We start from the raw sequence: 19,902 nt of genomic DNA, 5'->3' as shown, positions 1-19,902 counted from the left end.
ATGGCGCAGTGCCCCAGGAATATACTCAGGCTTAGGTATTGCTAAAACTTGATTTGTGAGTCAAGTTTTAGCGTTTCCGAATCTACTTTCGCCGGAGTGATCCATGATCGTTGACCGACAAGGCAGGCAGTTCCGCAATTTGCGGGTCAGTCTGACCTCCGCCTGCAACTACGCCTGTACCTATTGCGTGCCCAATGGCAAGCGACTGGTGGCTGCGCAGGATGAACTGTCGGCCGAGGCCATGGCGCGCGGCGTTGCCTATCTGATCGAAGCCGCGGGCATCGAGCGCTTGCGCATCACCGGTGGCGAGCCGCTGGTGAGCCCGAAGCTGGAAACCTTCATGACGGCTGTCGGGGAGATGGGCCTTGCCGACATCAGCCTGACCACCAACGGTCAGTTGCTGGCGAAAAAGCTGCCCTTGCTGGTGGACGCCGGCATTCGGCGGATCAACGTTTCCCTCGATACCCTGGACGCCGATGCGTTCCGCAGCATTGCGCGCGGTGGCGATCTGGCGACGGTGCTCAACGGCATGGACCAGGCTCGCGCAGCGGGCATCAAGATCAAGGTCAACATGGTGCCGTTGCGCGGGCAGAACCTCGATCAAGTGATGCCGTTGCTCGATTATTGCCTGGAGCGCGGTTATGAATTGCGCTTCATCGAGCTGATGCGCATGGGCCATCTGGCCAGCGATTCGAACGCATTCCTGCAGCAGTTTGTCAGCCTCAAGCAGTTGCTGGGCCTGATCGGCGAGCGTTATGAGTACCTGCAGGCCGACGCGCCGGTGGATGCAACAGCCGTGCGTTACGAAATTCCGGGGCGCGGCTATTTCGGCGTGATCGCCAATGAAAGCGTGCCGTTCTGCCGCACGTGCTCACGCTTGCGGCTGTCCTCCACTGGCTGGCTGCATGGCTGCCTGTCGTCGAGTAACCGCCACTATGTCGGTGACTTGCTGGACAAACCCCGTCATCAAGCATTGCCGGCGCTCCAGCGTCTGCTGGTGAAAGCTCTGGGCGACAAGCAGGAAGTGGCATTCTCTGGTGGCGCAACAATCATGAAGATTATCGGCGGCTGATAAATCTCTGTGGCGAGGGAGCTTGCTCCCGCTGGGTCGCGAAGCGGCCCTGAAAACATATCCCCGCGACCTGTCGGGCATACCGCATTTACCTGTTTTACGACGGCTGCGCCGCCGAGCGGGAGCAAGCTCCCTCGCCACAGGTGCTCATTCTCAATCTGGAAATGTTCAAGTCCTCAAGGACTGGCGCGGAAGCTGCATCCTGCCGACATTCGCCGGTTTTCCGTCACCGGCCTCTGGAGGATAGGATGCGTAGCCTGGTTTTGCTGCTGGCCTTTTTGGCGCTTGGCGGCTGCATGAATGTCAGCGACATGGGCGAAGGGGTTCGCTACCACATGAGCGACTCTGGTCTGCTTGATCACAGCGACAGCCATCGCGTGAATAATCTGCGCATTCAGCCGGACTCGTTTATCTACATTGCCCAAGGTGCTTTTGTGCCGCCGGGCAGTGCCTATCCGCGGCCGAACGTGGTCGCTGAAGAAGCCTTCAACGGCTTCATCGAATATTTCCCGATGGTTCGCCGTGCCCGCGCCCCCGAAGGTCTCGACACCGCCATGGGCGAGGCGCGTGCAGCTGGCGCGCATTACCTGCTCTACACCCGATTTGCCAAGGCCGACGACCGTATCGGCAACTCGGATGAATTGCTCGATCAGGGTGCCGTGGATCGCCTGGGGATCGACAGTGGAGTGATTCAGATCATGCTGATCGAGACCAGCACCCAGTATTTGATCGATACTGCACGAATCAAGAGTCGTGGCGGTTTACTGACGTTCCACGACAACAAGCCAGAAGACTTGATCGCTCAGCCGCTTGCGCAATACGCTCGTAGCCTGCTGGGCATGAGCGATCGGTAACTCACCAGGAGAGCAGCATGAATGGTCCGCAAAAAGCTAATGATCTGTTGGGGCAAATCCCCAAGTCCAAAGGCTTGCCACCGGTCCATTTGTGGAACCCCGACTTCTGCGGCGATATCGACATGCGCATCGCCCGCGACGGCACCTGGTATTACCTGGGCACGCCGATCGGGCGCAAGCCGATGGTCAAGCTGTTCTCCACCATCATTCGCCGCGACGGCGATGATTACTTCCTGATTACTCCGGTCGAGAAAGTCGGGATCAAGGTCGATGACGCGCCTTTCATTGCTGTAACGCTGGAGGTCGAAGGCGAGGGCGAAGCCCAGTTGTTGCGCTTCACCACCAATGTTGATGAGCAGGCCGAGGCGGGTGCCGAGCATCCGTTGCGGGTCGTGATCGATCCAGTGACCCAGGAGCCTGCGCCTTACGTGCATGTACGCACCAACCTTGAAGCGCTGATCCATCGCAACGTGTTTTATCAACTGGTCGAACTGGCCGTGACCCGCGAAATCGACGGGCAACGCTGGTTGGGTGTCTGGAGTGGCGGCGAGTTTTTCCCTATCGGCCTTGAGCCGTAACCTGGAAAACGGCCCAGTGTTTAAACCGGGCCATGGCCGATGGGCTTACAAGCCTTTGCTCTTGAGCCTGGCAGCATGTTCCAGATAGAGACTGACCGGGCTCACGTTCCAGCTGGTGATCCCGGCCATTTGATTGACGGCGTCAAAATGGTCCATGGGGTAATCCGAGCGAATCACTTTCCCCAGGTGTGAGCTGTATCGTCCGACCAGTCCGTCATTGGCGAGTTTCTCTTTATAAAATAACTTTGACAGCACAATGCAGTTGATGTGGGTTGGATCGAGTATTTGCGGGGTTTGGAAGTTCTGCAGGATCCCGCTCCAGGAGTAGTAATACACGCCGTTTTCAATTTCGTTGCCTTCACCGCCCCAGACTTTCGGCACCCCTTGCGGATACTTGCGATTGAATTCAGCCAACCCTGCGCTGGTCAGCGATTCGAAAGCTGCTTGAGGGTCCTGAGGGTTTTGCGGGTGGCCGCTGATCAGCGAAATGAACGTGCCGACTGCGCTGAACAAGGCCAGTACGAACGCTTCGGGCAACTCTCCCGGTGTCAGCGCCTTATGCAATTGGTCGGCAATCTCGGAGCCGTGGTTGGGGCAACTGACAGAGGTGACCGACGCGACCTTTTCCGGGTGCAGCGCTGCTACGTAGCGTGCGGCCAGGGGACCTTGGCTATGGCCGATCAGATTGACCTTGGCGGCGCCTGTTTCCTGCAAAATGCGGTTGACCTGTTCGAGCAGTTTTTCACCGCGTTCTTCATTGCCGTTGACGGCTGGAATATTGACCGTAAACACCCGAGCGCCAGCGTGTTCCAGGGCTTCCTTGATATCGAAGAAGTAGGGATAACCGGCAATCGTATCGAAACCGAAAAGGCCGTGAACCAAAACAATCGGGTATTGCGTAGACGCATCCATGTTCATGCTTATACCTGTCGATAGCGGATTCAAGTGGAACAGATGCTATTGACTGCTTGATCTGTCGCGGCTAACCGTAGTTTACAAAGCACGATGGTACAAATTGCTCCGGGTGGAGCAATGACTCCAGGTCGTGCTGGATGGTCAGCCGATTTCTTCGATGAATTCGTCCATGAAACGCTTCAGGCGTTCATGACGCAACTGAGCCAAATGCTTGCCGGTTGGTGTCTGGAAGCCATTGGCGAGGTGCAACAGCTTGGTCTGGAAGTGGTCGAGGCAAAAGCGTTTGTCGTCGTACTCGCGGGATATCGCCGTGGGATCCTGCGGATCATACAGCGTGCTGCCCATGCGCCCGGCGATGTAAAACGTGCGGGCAACACCGAGCATGCCAAGGGAGTCGAGGCGGTCGGCGTCCTGGAGGATTTGCGCTTCCAGGGTCGTCGGCGTGATGCTCGCCGAAAAACTATGGGCCTCGATGGCGTGAGCGACTGCTGCGCTTTTGTGCTTGGGCCAATTCAACTGGCTGAGGATTGCCGAGGCTTTTTCCGCGGCCAGTCGCGAGGCCTGAGAGCGCAAGGGTGAATTTTTTTCCACCGCCACGCAGTCGTGCAGTAACACCGCTGCCAGCAGTACCTCAAGGTCTCCACCTTCCTCGGTTTGAATCTGCTGAGCGTTGCGCCACACCCGTTGCAAGTGCGACAGATCGTGGGCGCCATCCTCGGACGGCTCCAGCGCGTGGGGCAGCAAGGTTGAGGCGAGGTTTTGCAGTGGCGCGAAGGCAACGAGGCTCATAACAATCCTTTTGTGGCGACGCCCGTAGATTAAGTTTTGAAGTGACATGTGACGAGCGCTGATTGCCGACATAGTATGGCGGTTTCAACTGTTCACAAGGCACGTCCATGTCGATCGAAATCCGCCCGGCCACCCCCAGTGATGCGCCACAAATACTCGCGTTCATCACCGAGCTCGCTGACTACGAACGCGCCCGGCATGAAGTCATCGCCAGTGTCGCCGACATCGAGCGCAGCCTGTTCAGCGAAGGCGCTACCGCCCATGGTCTGATCTGTCTGCGCGACGGCTTGCCGATTGGCTTCGCGGTGTTTTTCTTCAGCTACTCGACCTGGCTCGGCAGCAACTGCCTGTACCTCGAAGACCTCTACATCACCCCCGAGCAACGCGGTGGCGGCGCCGGCAAACAACTGCTGCGCCACCTCGCAAAAATCGCCTGCGCCAACGACTGCGGCCGCTTTGAATGGAGCGTGCTGGAATGGAACACCCCGGCCATCGACTTCTACAAATCCCTCGGCGCCCAGCCGCAGGAAGAGTGGGTGCGTTACCGCATGGATGGGGAGGTGTTGCGGGGGTTTGCCGAGGGCAGATGATTTGTCGCGAGGACCTGTTTGAAGGTCTTCGCGAATAAGTTGTGGAGGCCGTTTTAGTCCGGCATTCTGTTCACCCTTTGCGCGCTCACGGACGACACCTGCAATGCCTTTGGCACTGTTTTTTTCCCCGTCCCCCGTGAGGCCTTCGCCGCATCAGCGAGCGAACGGTGATGAGCGGATTTTGGGCGTCAATGCGTCTGTATGGACTGGTGAAAAACCTTGGTTCCACTGACGTCATCCTTCAGCAGTCTGTAGAAATTCTTTGCACCGTCAGCTGCGCTGGCAGCAAAGCCATTCGCGCGTTAGTGTCGCGTCTGGATGCCGAGTTAGTGGTGCGCAGGGTCGATATTGAGCTATTTCAGGGAGAAGTAACGGTGCGCAAGTTTGTTTTTTATATATTCGTCTCATTGTGTGCTTCGTGTTCTTTTAATCATGGAAGAGCAATAGCGACGTTAAATTATTCGGGTGTTGAACATACTCCTGGCAGCGTGGCTTATCAGATTGGCTTTACAGCGGATACAGACCTTTTAGGGCTGTTTGAGTCTGCAATCGGTGAGGGGTTGGTGTGCGCGCTGGAGGATGATGTTGATTTTTCCATTGGGCATTACATCAAGCGTTCAGGAAGAGGGGCGGTGGAGTATGTGAAAGACCCTGTTGGTGGGCATTACGTCTCAAGAGTGATGTTTCGAGAGACTGGAGAGTCGGAGGGGGAAGAAAATCTTCTCACAGGTGAAGCGTTGGGTGAGGTCTTGAAAACACGGGAGTTCATCGTTTGCAGTTTCAGGGTTCATACGACTAAATATAAAACCTATTTTTCGAATCCAATGCCTGTACCTACCTCTGATCTGTTGGGGGTGCTTGGTCGGTGAGCCATTTTTCGGTGCGGAAGTTGAGCTTGTGGGGCTTGATCCTGGCGTGCTCTTCTTGCTCGCTTGATCATGGAAGGTCTGTCGCGACGCTGGAGTACTTAAGCGTCGAGGAACTTCGTAATACGGGTATTTATCAGATTTATTTTCATTCGAGTGAACCTGTTCTTGAATTGTTTAAGTCTCGAATTGGCGAAGGGCTTGTTTGTTCGCTGGATGATGATCTCGACTTTGCGCAGGCGCATCACATTAAGCTCTCAGGCTTTGGGTTAGTTGAGTTGGTTAAAGATAAAGAGCAGAGCAGCTACAGGGCAAATATGATTTTCACTGACTCTGAAGAGGGTAAGGGCAGAGAGAGCTATCTCGAAGGAGATACCTTGAAACCGTTGTTGCTCAAGCGAGATTATATTTCTTGCGTGTTTCGAGTCCATACCACCCGCTACAAGACCTACTTCTCAACAGTTATGCATGTTCCTACGGCAGACTTATTGAAAGCAATTAACAAGAAATAAAGGTGTTGGTTCTTTCAGTCAGACTGGCAAGTGAAAGGGGCGCACCGTCCCTACGTCAGGACGAACGGTTCGAATTTGAGCATCAATGGATCAGGTGAGGGGGATACCGATCGGCTTGGTATGGGTGAATCTGCTGCGGTGAAATTTTGCTCAGAAAGCATCGGGTTCGGAGCGAAAGATCAAGAATGGTTTTTACTGCATCCCAATATGTGGGAATTAAATTTACATATTGAGATTTTTCTTCCGCAAGGTTTATAGTCCAGCTCACTCACTGCCAAAAACAAAACAGGTGAAGCGATGCTGGCGCAATTGATCGCGCTCGATTGGGGGACGACGTCCCTTCGTGCGTACAGGCTCGGCCCGAATGCTGGCGTCCTCGATCAGCGGTCACTGGCGTCAGGGATCATGCAGTTGCCGAAAGCGCCGCGGGTGATCGCCGGCCACTTGTGTGCCGACGGTTTTGAACTGGCATTCGACGAGGCCTGCGGTGATTGGCTCGATGCACAGCCCGGTCTTCCGGCGATTGCCTGCGGCATGGTCGGCAGTGCTCAGGGCTGGCGTGAAGCGGCTTACTGCGATACTCCGGCGAATGTCGCCAACCTCGGCACTTCCCTGCAAACCGTCCGCAGCTTGCGCGGCGTCGATGTGCATATCGTGCCCGGTGTCATCCAGCGTTCGCGGCTGCCGAATGTGATGCGCGGCGAGGAAACCCAGGTCCTTGGCGTGCTGCAAAACCTGCCTGCCGGGGCAGGGGACAATCTGTTGATCGGCCTGCCGGGCAGCCATTCGAAATGGGTCGAAGTGGTCGAAGGCTGCATCACTCATTTCGACACGTTCATGACTGGCGAACTGTTCGCTGTGCTGAGCGAACACAGCATTCTCGGGCGCACGCAACAGCGCGGCGCAGCCTTCGACTGCGCAGCCTTTGATCGCGGCGTGCAGGTGGCGTCGTCGGCGGATGGTGAGATCGGCCCATTGTCGACGCTGTTCAGTTCTCGCAGTCTCGGCTTGACCGGTGAACTCAGCGCCGAGCAGCAGCCTGACTATCTGTCTGGTCTGTTGATCGGCCATGAACTGGCGGCGCTGGCAACGGTGCATCGCCACCACAGCGCAAAGCTTGCTTCGATCGTTCTGATCGGCAATACCCAACTCTGCACCCGCTATCAGCGTGCGCTCGCTATCTGCGGTTTTCCTCATGTGGCCTTGGCCGAACAAGCCACCGAACGCGGTTTGTGGCAACTGGCGGTCGCAGCCGGGCTGATCGGCAAAACCGCTCCCGTTCAACCCGACTAGAGGTCTGACATGCTCAAGCAAGCACTGGCAACAAACGGACTGATCGCGATCCTTCGGGGCCTGCGCCCACAAGAGGCGGCGGCCATCGGCGAGGTTCTGTACCAGTCCGGTTTTCGGGTTATCGAAGTGCCGCTCAATTCTCCTGAACCCTATGAAAGCATCCGCATTCTGCGCAGCACCTTACCCGCCGATTGCCTGATCGGCGCGGGTACGGTGCTGACCCCGGAGCAGGTCGCGCAGGTGAAAGCCGCCGGTGGACAGGTGATTGTCATGCCGCACAGCGATGCCGAGGTCTTGCGTGCGGCAAAGGCGGCCGGCTTGTATCTGGCGCCGGGTGTGGCGACACCGACCGAAGCGTTCGCAGCACTCGCAGAAGGCGCGGATGTGCTGAAGATGTTCCCGGCCGAGCAGATGGGACCGGCGGTAGTGAAGGCCTGGCTCGCAGTATTACCGGCCGGGACCATGCTGGTGCCAGTGGGCGGGATTACTCCTGACAACATGCAGGCGTTTGTCGAGGCAGGGGTCAAAGGCTTTGGCCTGGGTTCCGGGTTGTTCAAGCCAGGCCTCACGCCTGCGGAAGTGGCCATTCGGGCCGGGGTGTATGTCGCAGCCTGGAACGCGCTGCACTTCGAGTTGTAGTGACGGCACGGGGGCAACCATAATGCCGCCCGTTCACTCGCTTAACGGTAAGGCTGGACTATGCAGGAAGAGCTCTCGAAAAATGCCGCGCCAACCGGCACGCAAACGTTGCTGCGCGGTTTGGCTGTGGTGCATGCCGTGGCTGGCGGTGCTCGTGATCTCAAGGAAATCGCCCGGCTGATAGGCACTACCCGCAGCACCACGCACCGCTTGGCCAGTTGCCTGGTGGACGAGCGATACCTGCGCGTGGTGCCGCAAGTGGGTTACCTGCTCGGGCCCAAGTTGATCGAGTTGGGTTTTCAGGCCCGCGAAGAGCTGCCGCTGGTGACCCTTGCCGGGCCCTATCTGGACGAGTTGTCGGCGTTGACCGGCGACACCATCCATCTGGCGATCCGTGAAGGCGACGAGGTGTTGTACTTGCACAAGATTCCGGGGCGCATTGGCCCGGAAATGCGCTCGCGAGTCGGTCATCGCATGCCACTGGCGCGCACCGGGATCGGCAAGGCGCTGATGCTCGATGACTCGCAGCAAGAGTGGCAGCGGTTGTATCAGATCAGCTTGCCGGCGGGTGGGAAGAGCCAGTTCTGGCCGCAGCACCCGGAGCAATCCTGGGAGCAGTTTCAGCAGCGCATGCTGGAATATGTGACGGGTGGTTATGCCTTCGACCTGGAAGACAACGAACCGTCGATCCGCTGTGTGGCGGCACCGGTTCGCGACGCCAGTCGGCGGATCGTCGCGGGCATCAGCATCGCCAGCACGGTTCCGTACATGCCGCTGGAGAAAATGGCCGAGCTTATTCCCTTGATCAAAGGAGTCACGGCTCGGCTGTCGGCAGAGCTAGGGGCCAGGTTATAAGCCGCTAACGTCTGATCAGACGTGCGGTGGGTTGAGCAGGTTTTTGGGGAATGGAGCGTTATCTTGGGAATGAAAATGGTACGGATGCTATGGGTGTTGATGGTTGTTTTGTGTTCGTCGTGCATGCAGTTACACGTACCGGATGCGCGGGTTGAGTTTACCTCGATCAAACACCAAGGCTATGGTCAGTATGAGTTACGTTTCAGGTCCGATCGGGACGTGGCGAACATCTACAAGTCCAACGGTATCAACGATGGTGTCAATGCGTGGATTACGTGCTCACTGGACGGTGATAGGAACTTTTCAAACAATCACACTATGACCTTGTCGATGCAAGGTTTTCTGGAGGATGCCCATCTTGTTGAGGGTGATCGTCGCTACGAGTTCTGGACCTCGGTCAGATTTACCGAGGATAGCGATCATCACCGCGCTCAACGTGAAATCAGGAAGGAAGTACTGCTCCCGTTGCTGAAATCCCAGGAGTACATTCCCTGTAAAACCGTGAGTGTTGCGTGGTTTTTCAAGCCGTACTATTCAACGATCATGTATATCCCGACGTCACGCATCATTGCCGAGGTGGATAAACAAATCCTTTCACCCGCCTATGTGATTCTGCCGCCAGAAGATCGTCCGTTTTCCTGGTTGTTGTTTGAGCCTGTTTGTATCAACGAATGGGTTTGGTATGGCGGTGAGACCATTGTCCATGGCGGTGTATGCAGCAGTTTGCCTTACAGTGGGCTGTTAAGTTCTTTTGCGCCCTATAACGACAAGTACCGCATTGTTGATCAGGAAACCGGCTTGGCGAAACCGGACGCTCCCTACATTATTGTGCGCATGGATGGGCGCAAGGAGGAGGGTGTGACCGACTCCTTGGGCTACACCCATCAAGTGGGGGCCGATGAGCCTGAAACAATAAAGGTCTATGTCCCTGGTGAGGGGCCCTGACCCAAGGTGGATTGGCAGGCCCAAATGAAAAAAACCGGGCGAGAGTCTTGGGTCGAAGAGCTCACAGCCCGGTGGTTTGCTCCGCTAAGCGACAGGGCCTGACTCAGACTTTCAAGGTTGCCATGTCGATGACGAAGCGGTACTTCACGTCACCGGCGATCATGCGGCTGTAAGCCTCGTTGATCTGGCGGATGTCGAGCATTTCGATGTCGCAGGTGATGTTGTGCTCGGCGCAGAAATCCAGCACTTCCTGGGTTTCTGCAATACCCCCGATCAACGAACCGGCCAGCACCCGACGACCCAGCACCAGTTTGGCGGCGTGGACGGGCGGGTCAATCGGCTCGATCAGGCCGACCAGGATGTGCACGCCGTCGAAGCGCAGCGTATCGAGGTACGGGTTGAGATCGTGCTGCACCGGAATGGTGTCGAGCAAAAAGTTGAACTGTCCTGCAGCGGCCTTCATCTGTTCAGCGTCGGTGGAGACGATCACGTGGTCCGCACCCTGGCGGCGACCTTCTTCGGCCTTGCTCGCCGAACGGGTGAACAACGTCACTTCAGCGCCCATGGCTTTGGCAAACTTGATGCCCATGTGACCGAGGCCGCCCATGCCGAGAATCCCGACTTTGTCGCCGGCTTTCACGCCATAGTGTTTGAGCGGCGAGTAGGTGGTGATTCCCGCACAGAGGATCGGTGCGGCGCTGGCCGGGTCGAGTTTCTCGGGGATACGTACGACGAAGTGCTCGCTGACCACGATGCTATCCGAGTAACCGCCCATGGTGTTGCTGCCGTCGACCCGGTCCGGGGTCGCGTAGGTCAGGGTCGGACCTTCGAGGCAATATTGCTCGAGGTCGGCATGGCAGGCTTCGCAGTGGCGGCACGAGTCGACCATGCAGCCGACGCCGACCAGATCACCCACCTTATGGGCGGTGACATTGGTGCCGATGGCGGTGACTTTGCCGACAATTTCGTGGCCGGGCATCAATGGGTAAACAGCGATGCCCCATTCGTTGCGGGCCTGGTGGATGTCGGAGTGGCAGACGCCGCAGTAGAGAATCTCGATCGCTACGTCGTCGGCACGCGGGCTGCGACGTTCGAAGGTCATCGGGGCGAGGGGAGTGGTGGCCGACTGGGCGGCGTAACCGATGGCGGTGTACATGGTGAACCTCGCAAAAGCAGTGACGGGTGAGGTGGGGGATTTTCCGCGCCGTCCGCCTCACCGGCCATGACGATTCCTCCGCGTCTTATGCCTATTCCTCCGGCATCTTCGGTGGAGCGGTCGCATTGGCGCTCAGACCTGCGATGATGCTTTCATCCCTTTTTTCGCGAAGTTTTTGCCATGTTGTTAACTCGTCATCTCGATGCCAATGCCGCGCTGGTTGGGCTGATTCAGCCGTTGGCGACCCGTGATGGTTTCGTGCCGACACGCTTGCCCGGCGTGCACGTACTCAGAGCCAGTTGCGATGTGGCGCGTGGCCCGCAGATCTATGAGCCGAGCCTGATGATCATTGCCCAAGGCAGCAAAGTCGCCTATCTGGGCGCGCGTACGCTGGAATACGGTGCCGGGCATTACCTGATTCAGGCACTGCCGGTGCCGTTCGAATGCGAAACCTTTGCCATGGCTGATGCGCCATTGCTCGGGGTTTCGATTGCCATCGACCGCGCGCTTTTGGGCGAACTGGTGTTGGCCATGGGGTTGGTGCATGGGCGCAATACGCCTGCGCAAACACCCGAATCCATGACCTCGGCGGTACTCGATGACGGCATGCGTGGCTGTGTCGAGCGCTTGTTGCACTGCCTGCACGATCCGCTGGAATGTCAGGTCATGGGGCCGGCGCGGTTGCGTGAGTTGTTGTTCGTGGCGTTGCGCGGTCCGCAGGCTGATGTGCTGCGGGCGTTGGTCGAGCAACAGGGACAATTTGCCCGGATTGCGGCGTCCTTGAGTCATTTGCATGCGCACTTCACCGAGCCGCTGAACGTCGAGACGTTGGCCAGTTGCGCGAACATGAGTACGTCGACCTTTCATGAGCATTTCAAGCGCAGCACCTTGTTGTCGCCAGTGCAGTATTTGAAGCGCTTGCGATTGCTCAAGGCGCAGCAGTTGTTGCTGTCGGAAGGGCTGGGGGTGGCGCAGGTTGCGCATCGGGTGGGTTATCAGAGCACGTCGCAGTTCAGTCGCGAGTATAAGCGCTACTTCGAGCGTAATCCGGGGGACGAACGGGTGGCTTAGATTTCAGTCGCAGTTACAGAGGGCGGTGTCGTTTTCTCCGGGCAACAAAAAGGCCCCCATTTCGGGAGCCTTGATGTTTGGCAATTTGACTTACATGTTCGGGTAAGTCGGGCCGCCAGAGCCTTCCGGCGTTACCCAGGTGATGTTCTGCGCAGGGTCCTTGATGTCGCAGGTCTTGCAGTGCACGCAGTTCTGGGCGTTGATCTGGAAGCGCTTCTCGCCGTCTTCCTTGGTGATCACTTCATACACGCCAGCCGGGCAGTAGCGTTGAGCGGGCTCATCGTACAGCGGCAGGTTCTTGCTGATCGGGATGCTCGCGTCGGCCAGCTTCAAGTGGCAAGGTTGTTCTTCTTCGTGGTTGGTACCGGAGATGAACACCGAGCTGAGCTTGTCGAAGCTGAGTTTGCCGTCCGGTTTCGGGTAGTCGATCTTCTTGCTGTCGGCCGCGAGCTTGAGGCAGGCGTAGTCCGGCTTGGTGTCGTGCAAGGTGAACGGCAGTTTGCCGCCGAAGATGTTCTGGTCGAGCCAGTTGAAACCACCGCCGACGATAGCGCCGTACTTGTGGATCGCCGGGCCGAAGTTGCGGCTGGCGAACAGTTCTTCGTAAAGCCAGCTGGCTTTGAACGATTCAACGTAGCTGTTCAGTTCATCAGCGCCTTCGGAACCTGCGAAGAGGGCGTCGGCCACGGCGTCAGCGGCGAGCATGCCGGACTTCATGGCGGTGTGGCTGCCTTTGATCTTGGCGAAGTTCAGGGTGCCGAGGTCGCAACCGATCAGTGCGCCGCCCTTGAAGACCATCTTCGGCAGCGAGTTCAGGCCACCTTTGCAGATCGCGCGCGCACCGTAGCTGATGCGCTTGCCGCCTTCCAGGTACTGCTTGAGCACCGGGTGATGCTTGAGGCGCTGGAACTCGTCGAACGGCGACAGGTAAGTGTTGCTGTAGGACAGGTCGACGATAAGGCCGACTACAACCTGGTTGTTTTCCAGGTGATAGAGGAACGAGCCGCCGGTGTTTTCGGTGCCCATGATGTCCAGCGGCCAACCGGCGGTGTGCACCACCAGGCCTGGCTGATGGTTGGCCGGATCGATTTCCCAGATTTCTTTCAGGCCAATGCCGTAGTGCTGGGCGTCGGCATCGGTGTCGAGGTTGAAGCGCTTGATCAGTTGCTTGCCGATGTGGCCACGGCAGCCTTCGGCGAACAGCGTGTACTTGCCACGCAACTCCATGCCTGGGGTGTACAGGCCTTCTTTCGGATTACCTTCACGGTCAACGCCAAGGTCGCCGGTGATGATCCCGCGAACCACGCCGTTTTCGTCGAACAGTGCTTCCTGAGCGGCGAAGCCCGGGTAGATCTCTACGCCCAGGTTCTCGGCCTGCTGAGCCAGCCAGCGGCACAGGTTGCCCAGGGAGATGATGTAGTTGCCTTCGTTGTGCATGGTCTTGGGCACAAAGAGGTCTGGAATCTTGATTGCGCCATCGGCGTTTTTCAGAACGAAAATGTCATCGCGAGTGACCGGAGTGTTCAGCGGTGCGCCGAGTTCTTTCCAGTCCGGGAACAGTTCGTTCAGCGCCCGAGGTTCGAACACCGCACCAGACAGAATGTGAGCGCCGACTTCGGAGCCTTTTTCGACCACGCAGACGCTAATTTCCTTACCGGCTTCGGCGGCCTTCTGCTTCAATCGGCAGGCGGCGGAAAGACCAGCGGGGCCGGCACCGACGATGACCACGTCGAATTCCATGTATTCGCGTTCCACAGGTTATCTCCTACTCAAGGCTCAACAGTTTTTTTCTAATTGGAGGTTTGGTGTCGCATCCATGAATCCCTGCACAACGCTGGGAGAGGACAATCGATGAGCCACCTTTCTCTCTAGGCGGCGCATTATATCTACACCACTCTTAGCGTCCAATACAAACGTTTGTTTGAATTTGCTCCAGCCCAGAGAAATCAAAGAAGCGCGGCTTATGACTGGCCATTTTGGCGTATTGACCGGAATAGGTGTTCCGGTCAAGATACGGGCGGTTTTGCGCTCGCCGTAGGCTGACTGTTGGTTTCAAGAGCACCTCTAAAGACAGGGCGAAGGCGGTACAAGGTGACGCGCAGCACAGGTTTGGCGCGAAGTTTACACGTCGCGACAAAGAATGACTCGTTAGTCACCACTGACGAACGGTCATTACGCTTCGTGAGCTGGGTCACCCAGTACAAATGCCGGCGTTTTTAGAGGTGCCCTTGTGCCCGATGAGCATCAACCGCCAGGTTCGCCTAGGCGACTTTCTTTTCACCGGAGAGTAACGAGGAATCCATGAAGGTTCTTGTAGCTGTCAAACGAGTGGTCGACTATAACGTCAAGGTTCGCGTCAAAGCGGACAACTCCGGCGTCGATCTCGCTAACGTCAAGATGTCGATGAACCCTTTCTGCGAAATCGCAGTGGAAGAAGCCGTACGCCTGAAAGAGAAAGGTGTTGCGACTGAAATCGTCGTCGTCTCCATCGGCCCGTCCACCGCTCAAGAGCAACTGCGCACCGCGCTGGCTCTGGGTGCCGACCGCGCCATCCTCGTCGAATCCGCCGAAGACCTGACTTCGCTGGCCGTTGCCAAGCTGCTCAAGGCTGTTGTCGACAAGGAACAGCCTTCGTTGGTGATCCTTGGCAAACAAGCCATCGACAGCGACAACAACCAGACTGGCCAGATGCTCGCGGCACTGAGCGGTTACGGTCAGGGCACTTTCGCTTCGAAAGTCGAAGTCACTGGCGACAAAGTTGCCGTGACCCGCGAAATCGACGGCGGTGCACAGACGGTTTCGCTGAAACTGCCGGCCATCGTCACCACCGACCTGCGTTTGAACGAGCCGCGCTATGCGACCCTGCCAAACATCATGAAAGCCAAGAAGAAGCCGCTTGAAGTGCTGACTCCTGACGCTTTGGGCGTTTCCACCGCCTCTACCAACAAAACCCTGAAAGTCGAAGCGCCGGCTGCACGCAGCGCAGGCATCAAGGTCAAGTCGGTGGCTGAACTGGTCGAGAAACTGAAAAACGAAGCGAAGGTAATCTGATCATGACTATCTTGGTAATCGCCGAACACGACAACAAAGTAGTGGCCCCGGCCACGCTGAACACCGTGGCGGCTGCCGCCAAAATCGGTGGTGACATCCACGTTCTGGTTGCCGGTCAGGGCGTTGGCGCTGTAGCTGAAGCTGCCGCGAAAATCGCTGGCGTGGCCAAAGTGCTGGTCGCCGATAACGCTGCCTACGCACACCAACTGCCAGAAAACGTTGCACCGCTGGTAGCAGAGTTGGGCAAGGGCTACAGCCACATCCTGGCTGCTGCCACCTCCAACGGTAAAAACATCCTGCCGCGCGTTGCCGCTCAGCTGGACGTTGACCAGATCTCCGAGATCATCTCGGTTGAAAGCGCTGACACCTTCAAGCGCCCAATCTATGCCGGCAACGCCATCGCGACCGTTCAGTCCAACGCTGCGGTAAAAGTCATCACCGTGCGTGCTACCGGTTTCGATCCGGTTGCCGCCGAAGGTGGTTCGGCTGCCGTTGAAGCAGTTGCGGCTGCTCACGACGCTGGCACTTCCAGCTTCGTTGGCGAAGAACTGGCCAAGTCCGATCGTCCGGAACTGACCGCTGCCAAGATCGTCGTTTCCGGCGGTCGCGGCATGCAGAACGGCGACAACTTCAAGCACCTGTACGCCCTGGCCGACAAGCTGGGCGCTGCTGTTGGCGCTTCCCGCGCCGCGGTCGACGCAGGTTTCGTGCCCAACGACATGCAGGTCGGTCAGACCGGCAAGATCGTTGCGCCACAGCTGTACATCGCCGTCGGTATCTCCGGCGCGATCCAGCACCTGGCCGGCATGAAAGATTCCAAAGTGATCGTTGCGATCAACAAGGACGAAGAAGCGCCGATCTTCCAGGTGGCCGATTACGGCCTGGTAGCGGACTTGTTCGAAGCCATCCCCGAGTTTGAGAAGCTGGTCTAATCCAGCGGCTTGACTTATAAAGAGCCCGGCCTTTTGGCCGGGTTTTTTATTGTCTGCGATTTGAGGGTGGGGAAATTCGCCATGGATTTGCGTCGCTGGAGCGGCTTGTGGGTGCTGCTGAGCCTGTCGGCTTTGCCCTTGCTGTCAGTCGCTGCGGGCAAATGCGAGCGTCTGGTGGTGACCGGCAGTCCGGATGCACCACCGTATCTGTGGCAAGACCCGAAAGACCCGACGCACTTGATCGGTACCAGCGCCGACTTGTTGCAGCAGATGGCGGGGGAGTTGGGAATCAAGGTCGAGTTGCTGTACGCCGGCAATCGATCTCAAGCGTTGGATGAAGTGCGTAGCGGGCGTATCGACATGCTGGCCGACGCGCCTCTGATGGACAATCAACTCGAATCACTGGACTACATCCAGCCGCCATTGCTGGAAAACGACTACCTGGTCTGGACCCGCAAGGGCTCGGCATGGGTCTACAACGAGGCGCAGGATTTGCGTGGGCATGTTGGCGCAGTCTCGGCAAAGGCTCGTTTGACACAACCGTTCGAGGCCTACGCACAAGAGCAATTGACCTTGATGAGTCTGCCGAACCTGACACAGGCTTTTCAGAAGTTGCTGCTGGGTGACGCGGACTATGTGCTCGCCGGGCGTTATACCGGGATAGCCATGGCGCAGACATTGGGCATGGCCAACGATGTGCAAGCGTATCCGCAACCGATCGACCGACCGGGGCTGTTCCTTGCCATTTCCCGCAACTCTGCCTGCAACGATCCATGGTTACGCGGACAGCTGTCGAAAAAGATGACAGAATTGCCCGCGTCCGGCCTGACGGAGGCCGTGCTGCAGCGCAATCTGGAGCGCTGGAAAGCACACTTGCAGCAACCCGTCAGCACCCCAAAACAGTAGGGATTTTTAGTGACTCTTCGACCTCTTTTCGCTGCCCTGGCCGTTATGGCCCTGGCGGGTTGTGCTGCCGATCCGGCGCCGAATGAACAATTGCGTTTGACCGAACGGGCCCTGGAACAGGCCGCCGCTGTCGGGGCAACGACTGAAGACGTGCCAGAGCTGAAACTCGCTGAAGGCAAGTTTGCTCAGGCTAAGGCCGACATGACCACTCAAGCCTTCAAGGATGCGCGGATGCAGGCCGAACAGGCAGAACTGGACGCGCGTCTGGCCGAGGCCAAGGTTCTGACAGTGAAAAGTCAGGAAAAGCTGAACGTGCTCAACACCCGCATTACTCGCCTGCGCAAGCAACTGGGAGATGCCCAATGAGCCTGAAAAACACCATTCTGGGCGGATTGCTGCTGGTGGGTTGCGCAGGGCTTGCCGGCTGCGCAGGTCAACACAGTGCGGCGGCATTGCAACAAGCCAGCGCTGACTTTCAGAAGGTCAAGGAAGATTCGAATGTGCTGCGCATCGCGCCCAAGGACGTGATTCGGGCGGGTGAGTCGCTTGCCAGGGCTGATCGCCTGTCGACCTACTGGGGCAGCGGCCCGGATGTTAAGCATTACGCTTACCTGAGTCAGCGTTACAGCGAAATTGCCCGTCAGCACACCGAGCAAGCGCTGAATGACGAACGTGGGGCCAAGCTTGAGCTGGAGCGTCAGCGCCTGCAGTTGGCGTTGCGCGAGAACAAACTGCTCAGCGTGCAACAACAGGGTAAATGGCTGGAAGAGCAAATCATCAACCTGGCTACGACCCAGACTGATCGCGGTCTGGTCATGACCCTGGGAGATGTGCTGTTCGACACCGGTGAAGCTGAGCTGAAAAACTCGGCAAATCGCACCGTATTGAAAATTGTCCAGTTTCTGCAGCTCAACCCCAAGCGCGTGGTGCGTATCGAAGGTTATGCCGACAACACCGGCGGCAAGCAGGACAACCTGAAGCTGTCTCGCGATCGCGCCCAGTCGGTGGCGGACATGCTGATAGATCTGGGGATCGAAGATAAGCGCATTCAAGTCGAAGGCTACGGCGATGAATACCCGGTAGAGGCCAACGCTTCCGAGCGGGGGCGTGCGCAGAACCGCCGGGTCGAAATTGTGTTCTCCGACGAAAAAGGCCAGCTCGGCGCTGCCCGCTAAGGTCAGCGTTACTGGAAAACCCGGCCCCCTCAGCGGTGCCGGGTTTTTTTTGCCTGCGAATTGGATCGCGCCATATCCATAAAAGCAGTACAGTTTTTGCTGTCACTGCACTGTACGGTCGACTATTGTGGCAACTGTCCCAGTACACTTCTAAACTGTTCCGGTAATGTTTCACACAAGAATAAAATGCCCGTGAAATCGAGTGCTGCGTCATGACCAATCTCTTGCTCTATCAACGAATCGCTCAGCAATTGGCTGAGGATATCCGGCGTGGTGTCTATCAGCCCGGCGAGCGCGTACCTTCTGTGCGCAAAATGAGCTCGCAGCTCAATGTCAGCCACGCGACGGTGCTTCAGGCATATGCCAACCTCGAAGATCAGGGGCTGATTCGCGCACGCCCGCAGTCGGGTTACTACGTCCACCAGACCCCGGCACTGACCGCGCCGACGCCGGATATCGCGCGTGTCGAACGTCCCGGCCTGGTCACGCGCAGCAGTATCATTCAGCAAGTGTTGGTCGAGTCGCGTCGCGAAGGGGTGTTCCCGCTAGGCGCTGCGGTGCCCAGTGTCGACTATCTACCGGTACGGGCACTGCACCAGCAATTGGCCAAGGTCACGCGGTTTCACAGCCCGCGGGCGTTCAGTTACATGTTCAGTCCGGGTTTTGAACCGTTGCGTCGCCAGGTGGCGATCCGTATGCGTGATGCCGGTGTAGTGGTCGACCCATCGGAAGTGGTCATCACCCATGGTTGCGTCGATGCGCTGCAAATGTCGTTGCGCGTCCTGACGCGCCCCGGCGATCTGATCGCGGCTGAGTCGCCGACCTACTACGGCTTGTTGCAGCTTGCCGATTTGTTGGGTTTGAAAGTCATCGAGATCCCCAGTGACCCGGCGACGGGCATGAGCCTGGAAGCCTTGCAACTGGCCGCCAACCAGTGGTCGATCAAGGCGTTGGTGCTGACCACGCGCCTGAGCAACCCGCTGGGTGGCACCATGCCGGAAGAGCGGCAAAAACAGCTGCTGCGTCTGGCTTCGGACTTCGATATCCAAGTGGTCGAAGACGATATTTACGGCGAACTGATGTTCGAGCAAGGCCGCACCAAATCGCTGAAAGCCTATGACCGGCTGGATCGGGTCATCTATTGCTCAAGTTTCTCCAAGACCCTGTCACCCGGTGTGCGCATCGGCTGGATGATTGCCGGCAAGTACCAGCAGGAAATCCAGCGGCTGCAGACCTTCAGCACCCATTCGGCGTGCAGCGTGACGCAGATGGGGATCGCAGCCTATCTGGAGAACGGCGGCTACGATCGTCATTTGCGCTACATTCGCCAGGAATACCGCAAGAACCTCAGCGCCTTCCAGTTGGCGGTACAGCAGTATTTCCCTGAGGGAACTCAGATAACCCGGCCCACGGGTGGCTTCATTCTATGGGTCAGCCTGCCGGGGCGGGTCAATACGCAGGAACTGCATGTCCGTGCGTTGCAGCAGGGCATCAGTATCGCGCCGGGGCTGATTTTCAGTAACACCGAACAATTCAATCACTGCATTCGCTTGAACTGCGGCACGCCGTGGAATCGTGAGGCCGAGCGGGCGCTGATGACACTCGGGATGCTGGCCACTCAGCTTTGTCAGGAGACGGCTGGCGGTTTTTGATGTGCACCAGGGGCTGGATTGCTATGCGAGCTTGTCAGGAGCCTTACAACA

General features: G+C 57.6%; 21 protein-coding genes. 17 read left to right on the top strand and 4 right to left on the bottom strand.

Annotated features, from left to right (window positions below; translation table 11 throughout):
* Positions 1-103: 103 nt before the first annotated feature.
* The 3 genes from AO353_RS01310 (at position 104) to AO353_RS01300 (ending at position 2,504) form a co-directional block, all read left to right on the top strand.
* A complete protein-coding gene (locus AO353_RS01310) occupies positions 104-1,072 on the top strand; it encodes a GTP 3',8-cyclase MoaA (protein WP_054593337.1) in 969 nt (322 codons plus the stop codon).
* Positions 1,073-1,320: 248 nt separating this feature from the next.
* Positions 1,321-1,926: a DUF4823 domain-containing protein gene (locus AO353_RS01305; protein ID WP_054593336.1), complete on the top strand. Its 606-nt coding sequence runs from the start codon at positions 1,321-1,323 to the stop codon at positions 1,924-1,926.
* Positions 1,927-1,943: 17 nt separating this feature from the next.
* Positions 1,944-2,504 carry a DUF1285 domain-containing protein gene (locus AO353_RS01300; RefSeq protein ID WP_054593335.1) on the top strand — a complete coding sequence of 187 codons (561 nt, stop codon included), beginning with the start codon at positions 1,944-1,946 and terminating at the stop codon, positions 2,502-2,504.
* Between the two features lie 45 nt (positions 2,505-2,549).
* Here AO353_RS01300 and AO353_RS01295 read toward each other — a convergent pair whose 3' ends face one another.
* On the bottom strand, positions 2,550-3,422 hold the full coding sequence (locus AO353_RS01295) for an esterase/lipase family protein (protein WP_054593334.1): 873 nt from the start codon (positions 3,420-3,422) through the stop codon (positions 2,550-2,552).
* A gap of 138 nt (positions 3,423-3,560) precedes the next feature.
* Positions 3,561-4,208 (bottom strand): HD domain-containing protein, encoded by a 648-nt coding sequence (locus tag AO353_RS01290; protein WP_054593333.1) that lies wholly within the window; start codon positions 4,206-4,208, stop codon positions 3,561-3,563.
* Positions 4,209-4,315: 107 nt separating this feature from the next.
* Between AO353_RS01290 and AO353_RS01285 the strand changes: the two genes are divergently transcribed.
* The 7 genes from AO353_RS01285 (at position 4,316) to AO353_RS01255 (ending at position 9,908) form a co-directional block, all read left to right on the top strand.
* Positions 4,316-4,798 (top strand): GNAT family N-acetyltransferase, encoded by a 483-nt coding sequence (locus tag AO353_RS01285; protein WP_054593332.1) that lies wholly within the window; start codon positions 4,316-4,318, stop codon positions 4,796-4,798.
* A 170-nt stretch (positions 4,799-4,968) separates the two neighbouring features.
* A complete protein-coding gene (locus tag AO353_RS01280) occupies positions 4,969-5,667 on the top strand; it encodes a hypothetical protein (protein WP_237142957.1) in 699 nt (232 codons plus the stop codon).
* Positions 5,664-6,176, top strand: coding sequence for a hypothetical protein (locus AO353_RS31295; protein WP_237142956.1), 513 nt, complete (start codon positions 5,664-5,666; stop codon positions 6,174-6,176). Before AO353_RS01280 ends, AO353_RS31295 begins: the two co-directional genes overlap by 4 nt.
* A 297-nt stretch (positions 6,177-6,473) precedes the next feature.
* Positions 6,474-7,469 carry a 2-dehydro-3-deoxygalactonokinase gene (locus tag AO353_RS01270; RefSeq protein WP_054593331.1) on the top strand — a complete coding sequence of 332 codons (996 nt, stop codon included), beginning with the start codon at positions 6,474-6,476 and terminating at the stop codon, positions 7,467-7,469.
* A 9-nt stretch (positions 7,470-7,478) separates the two neighbouring features.
* On the top strand, positions 7,479-8,108 hold the full coding sequence (locus AO353_RS01265; RefSeq protein ID WP_054593330.1) for a 2-dehydro-3-deoxy-6-phosphogalactonate aldolase: 630 nt from the start codon (positions 7,479-7,481) through the stop codon (positions 8,106-8,108).
* A 60-nt stretch (positions 8,109-8,168) separates the two neighbouring features.
* Complete coding sequence (locus tag AO353_RS01260; RefSeq protein ID WP_054593329.1) at positions 8,169-8,963, top strand: IclR family transcriptional regulator; 795 nt, start codon at positions 8,169-8,171, stop codon at positions 8,961-8,963.
* A 63-nt stretch (positions 8,964-9,026) separates the two neighbouring features.
* Entirely contained in the window at positions 9,027-9,908 is an 882-nt protein-coding gene (locus tag AO353_RS01255; protein WP_146016087.1) for a hypothetical protein, read from the top strand.
* Between the two features lie 103 nt (positions 9,909-10,011).
* On the opposite strand, the gene AO353_RS01250 is transcribed toward AO353_RS01255, so the two are convergent.
* Positions 10,012-11,064 (bottom strand): NAD(P)-dependent alcohol dehydrogenase, encoded by a 1,053-nt coding sequence (locus AO353_RS01250; RefSeq protein WP_054593327.1) that lies wholly within the window; start codon positions 11,062-11,064, stop codon positions 10,012-10,014.
* 180 nt (positions 11,065-11,244) lie between these two features.
* On the opposite strand from AO353_RS01250, the gene AO353_RS01245 reads away from it, so the two are divergent.
* Entirely contained in the window at positions 11,245-12,135 is an 891-nt protein-coding gene (locus AO353_RS01245; protein WP_054593326.1) for an AraC family transcriptional regulator, read from the top strand.
* A gap of 90 nt (positions 12,136-12,225) precedes the next feature.
* Here the strand turns inward: AO353_RS01245 and AO353_RS01240 are convergent, their stop codons facing one another.
* Positions 12,226-13,890, bottom strand: a complete 1,665-nt coding sequence (locus AO353_RS01240) for an electron transfer flavoprotein-ubiquinone oxidoreductase (protein WP_054593325.1) — start codon at positions 13,888-13,890, stop codon at positions 12,226-12,228.
* 546 nt (positions 13,891-14,436) lie between these two features.
* Between AO353_RS01240 and AO353_RS01235 the strand changes: the two genes are divergently transcribed.
* The 6 genes from AO353_RS01235 (at position 14,437) to AO353_RS01210 (ending at position 19,851) form a co-directional block, all read left to right on the top strand.
* Positions 14,437-15,186: an electron transfer flavoprotein subunit beta/FixA family protein gene (locus AO353_RS01235; RefSeq protein ID WP_054593324.1), complete on the top strand. Its 750-nt coding sequence runs from the start codon at positions 14,437-14,439 to the stop codon at positions 15,184-15,186.
* 2 nt (positions 15,187-15,188) lie between these two features.
* A complete protein-coding gene (locus AO353_RS01230; protein ID WP_054593323.1) occupies positions 15,189-16,118 on the top strand; it encodes an electron transfer flavoprotein subunit alpha/FixB family protein in 930 nt (309 codons plus the stop codon).
* 81 nt (positions 16,119-16,199) lie between these two features.
* Positions 16,200-17,024, top strand: coding sequence for a substrate-binding periplasmic protein (locus AO353_RS01225; protein WP_054593322.1), 825 nt, complete (start codon positions 16,200-16,202; stop codon positions 17,022-17,024).
* 9 nt (positions 17,025-17,033) lie between these two features.
* Positions 17,034-17,390 carry a DUF4398 domain-containing protein gene (locus AO353_RS01220; RefSeq protein ID WP_054593321.1) on the top strand — a complete coding sequence of 119 codons (357 nt, stop codon included), beginning with the start codon at positions 17,034-17,036 and terminating at the stop codon, positions 17,388-17,390.
* The gene (locus AO353_RS01215; protein WP_054593320.1) at positions 17,387-18,199 is read left to right on the top strand and encodes an OmpA family protein; all 813 of its coding nucleotides are present in this window, start codon (positions 17,387-17,389) and stop codon (positions 18,197-18,199) included. Before AO353_RS01220 ends, AO353_RS01215 begins: the two co-directional genes overlap by 4 nt.
* Before the next feature lie 212 nt (positions 18,200-18,411).
* Positions 18,412-19,851: a PLP-dependent aminotransferase family protein gene (locus AO353_RS01210; protein WP_054593319.1), complete on the top strand. Its 1,440-nt coding sequence runs from the start codon at positions 18,412-18,414 to the stop codon at positions 19,849-19,851.
* The last annotated feature ends 51 nt before the right edge of the window (positions 19,852-19,902 follow it).

The sequence above is a fragment of the Pseudomonas fluorescens genome (assembly GCF_001307155.1).
Lineage (GTDB): Bacteria > Pseudomonadota > Gammaproteobacteria > Pseudomonadales > Pseudomonadaceae > Aquipseudomonas > Aquipseudomonas helvetica.
Note: the sequence above shows the minus strand (reverse complement) of the source record. Positions and strands in the feature narration are given on the sequence as shown.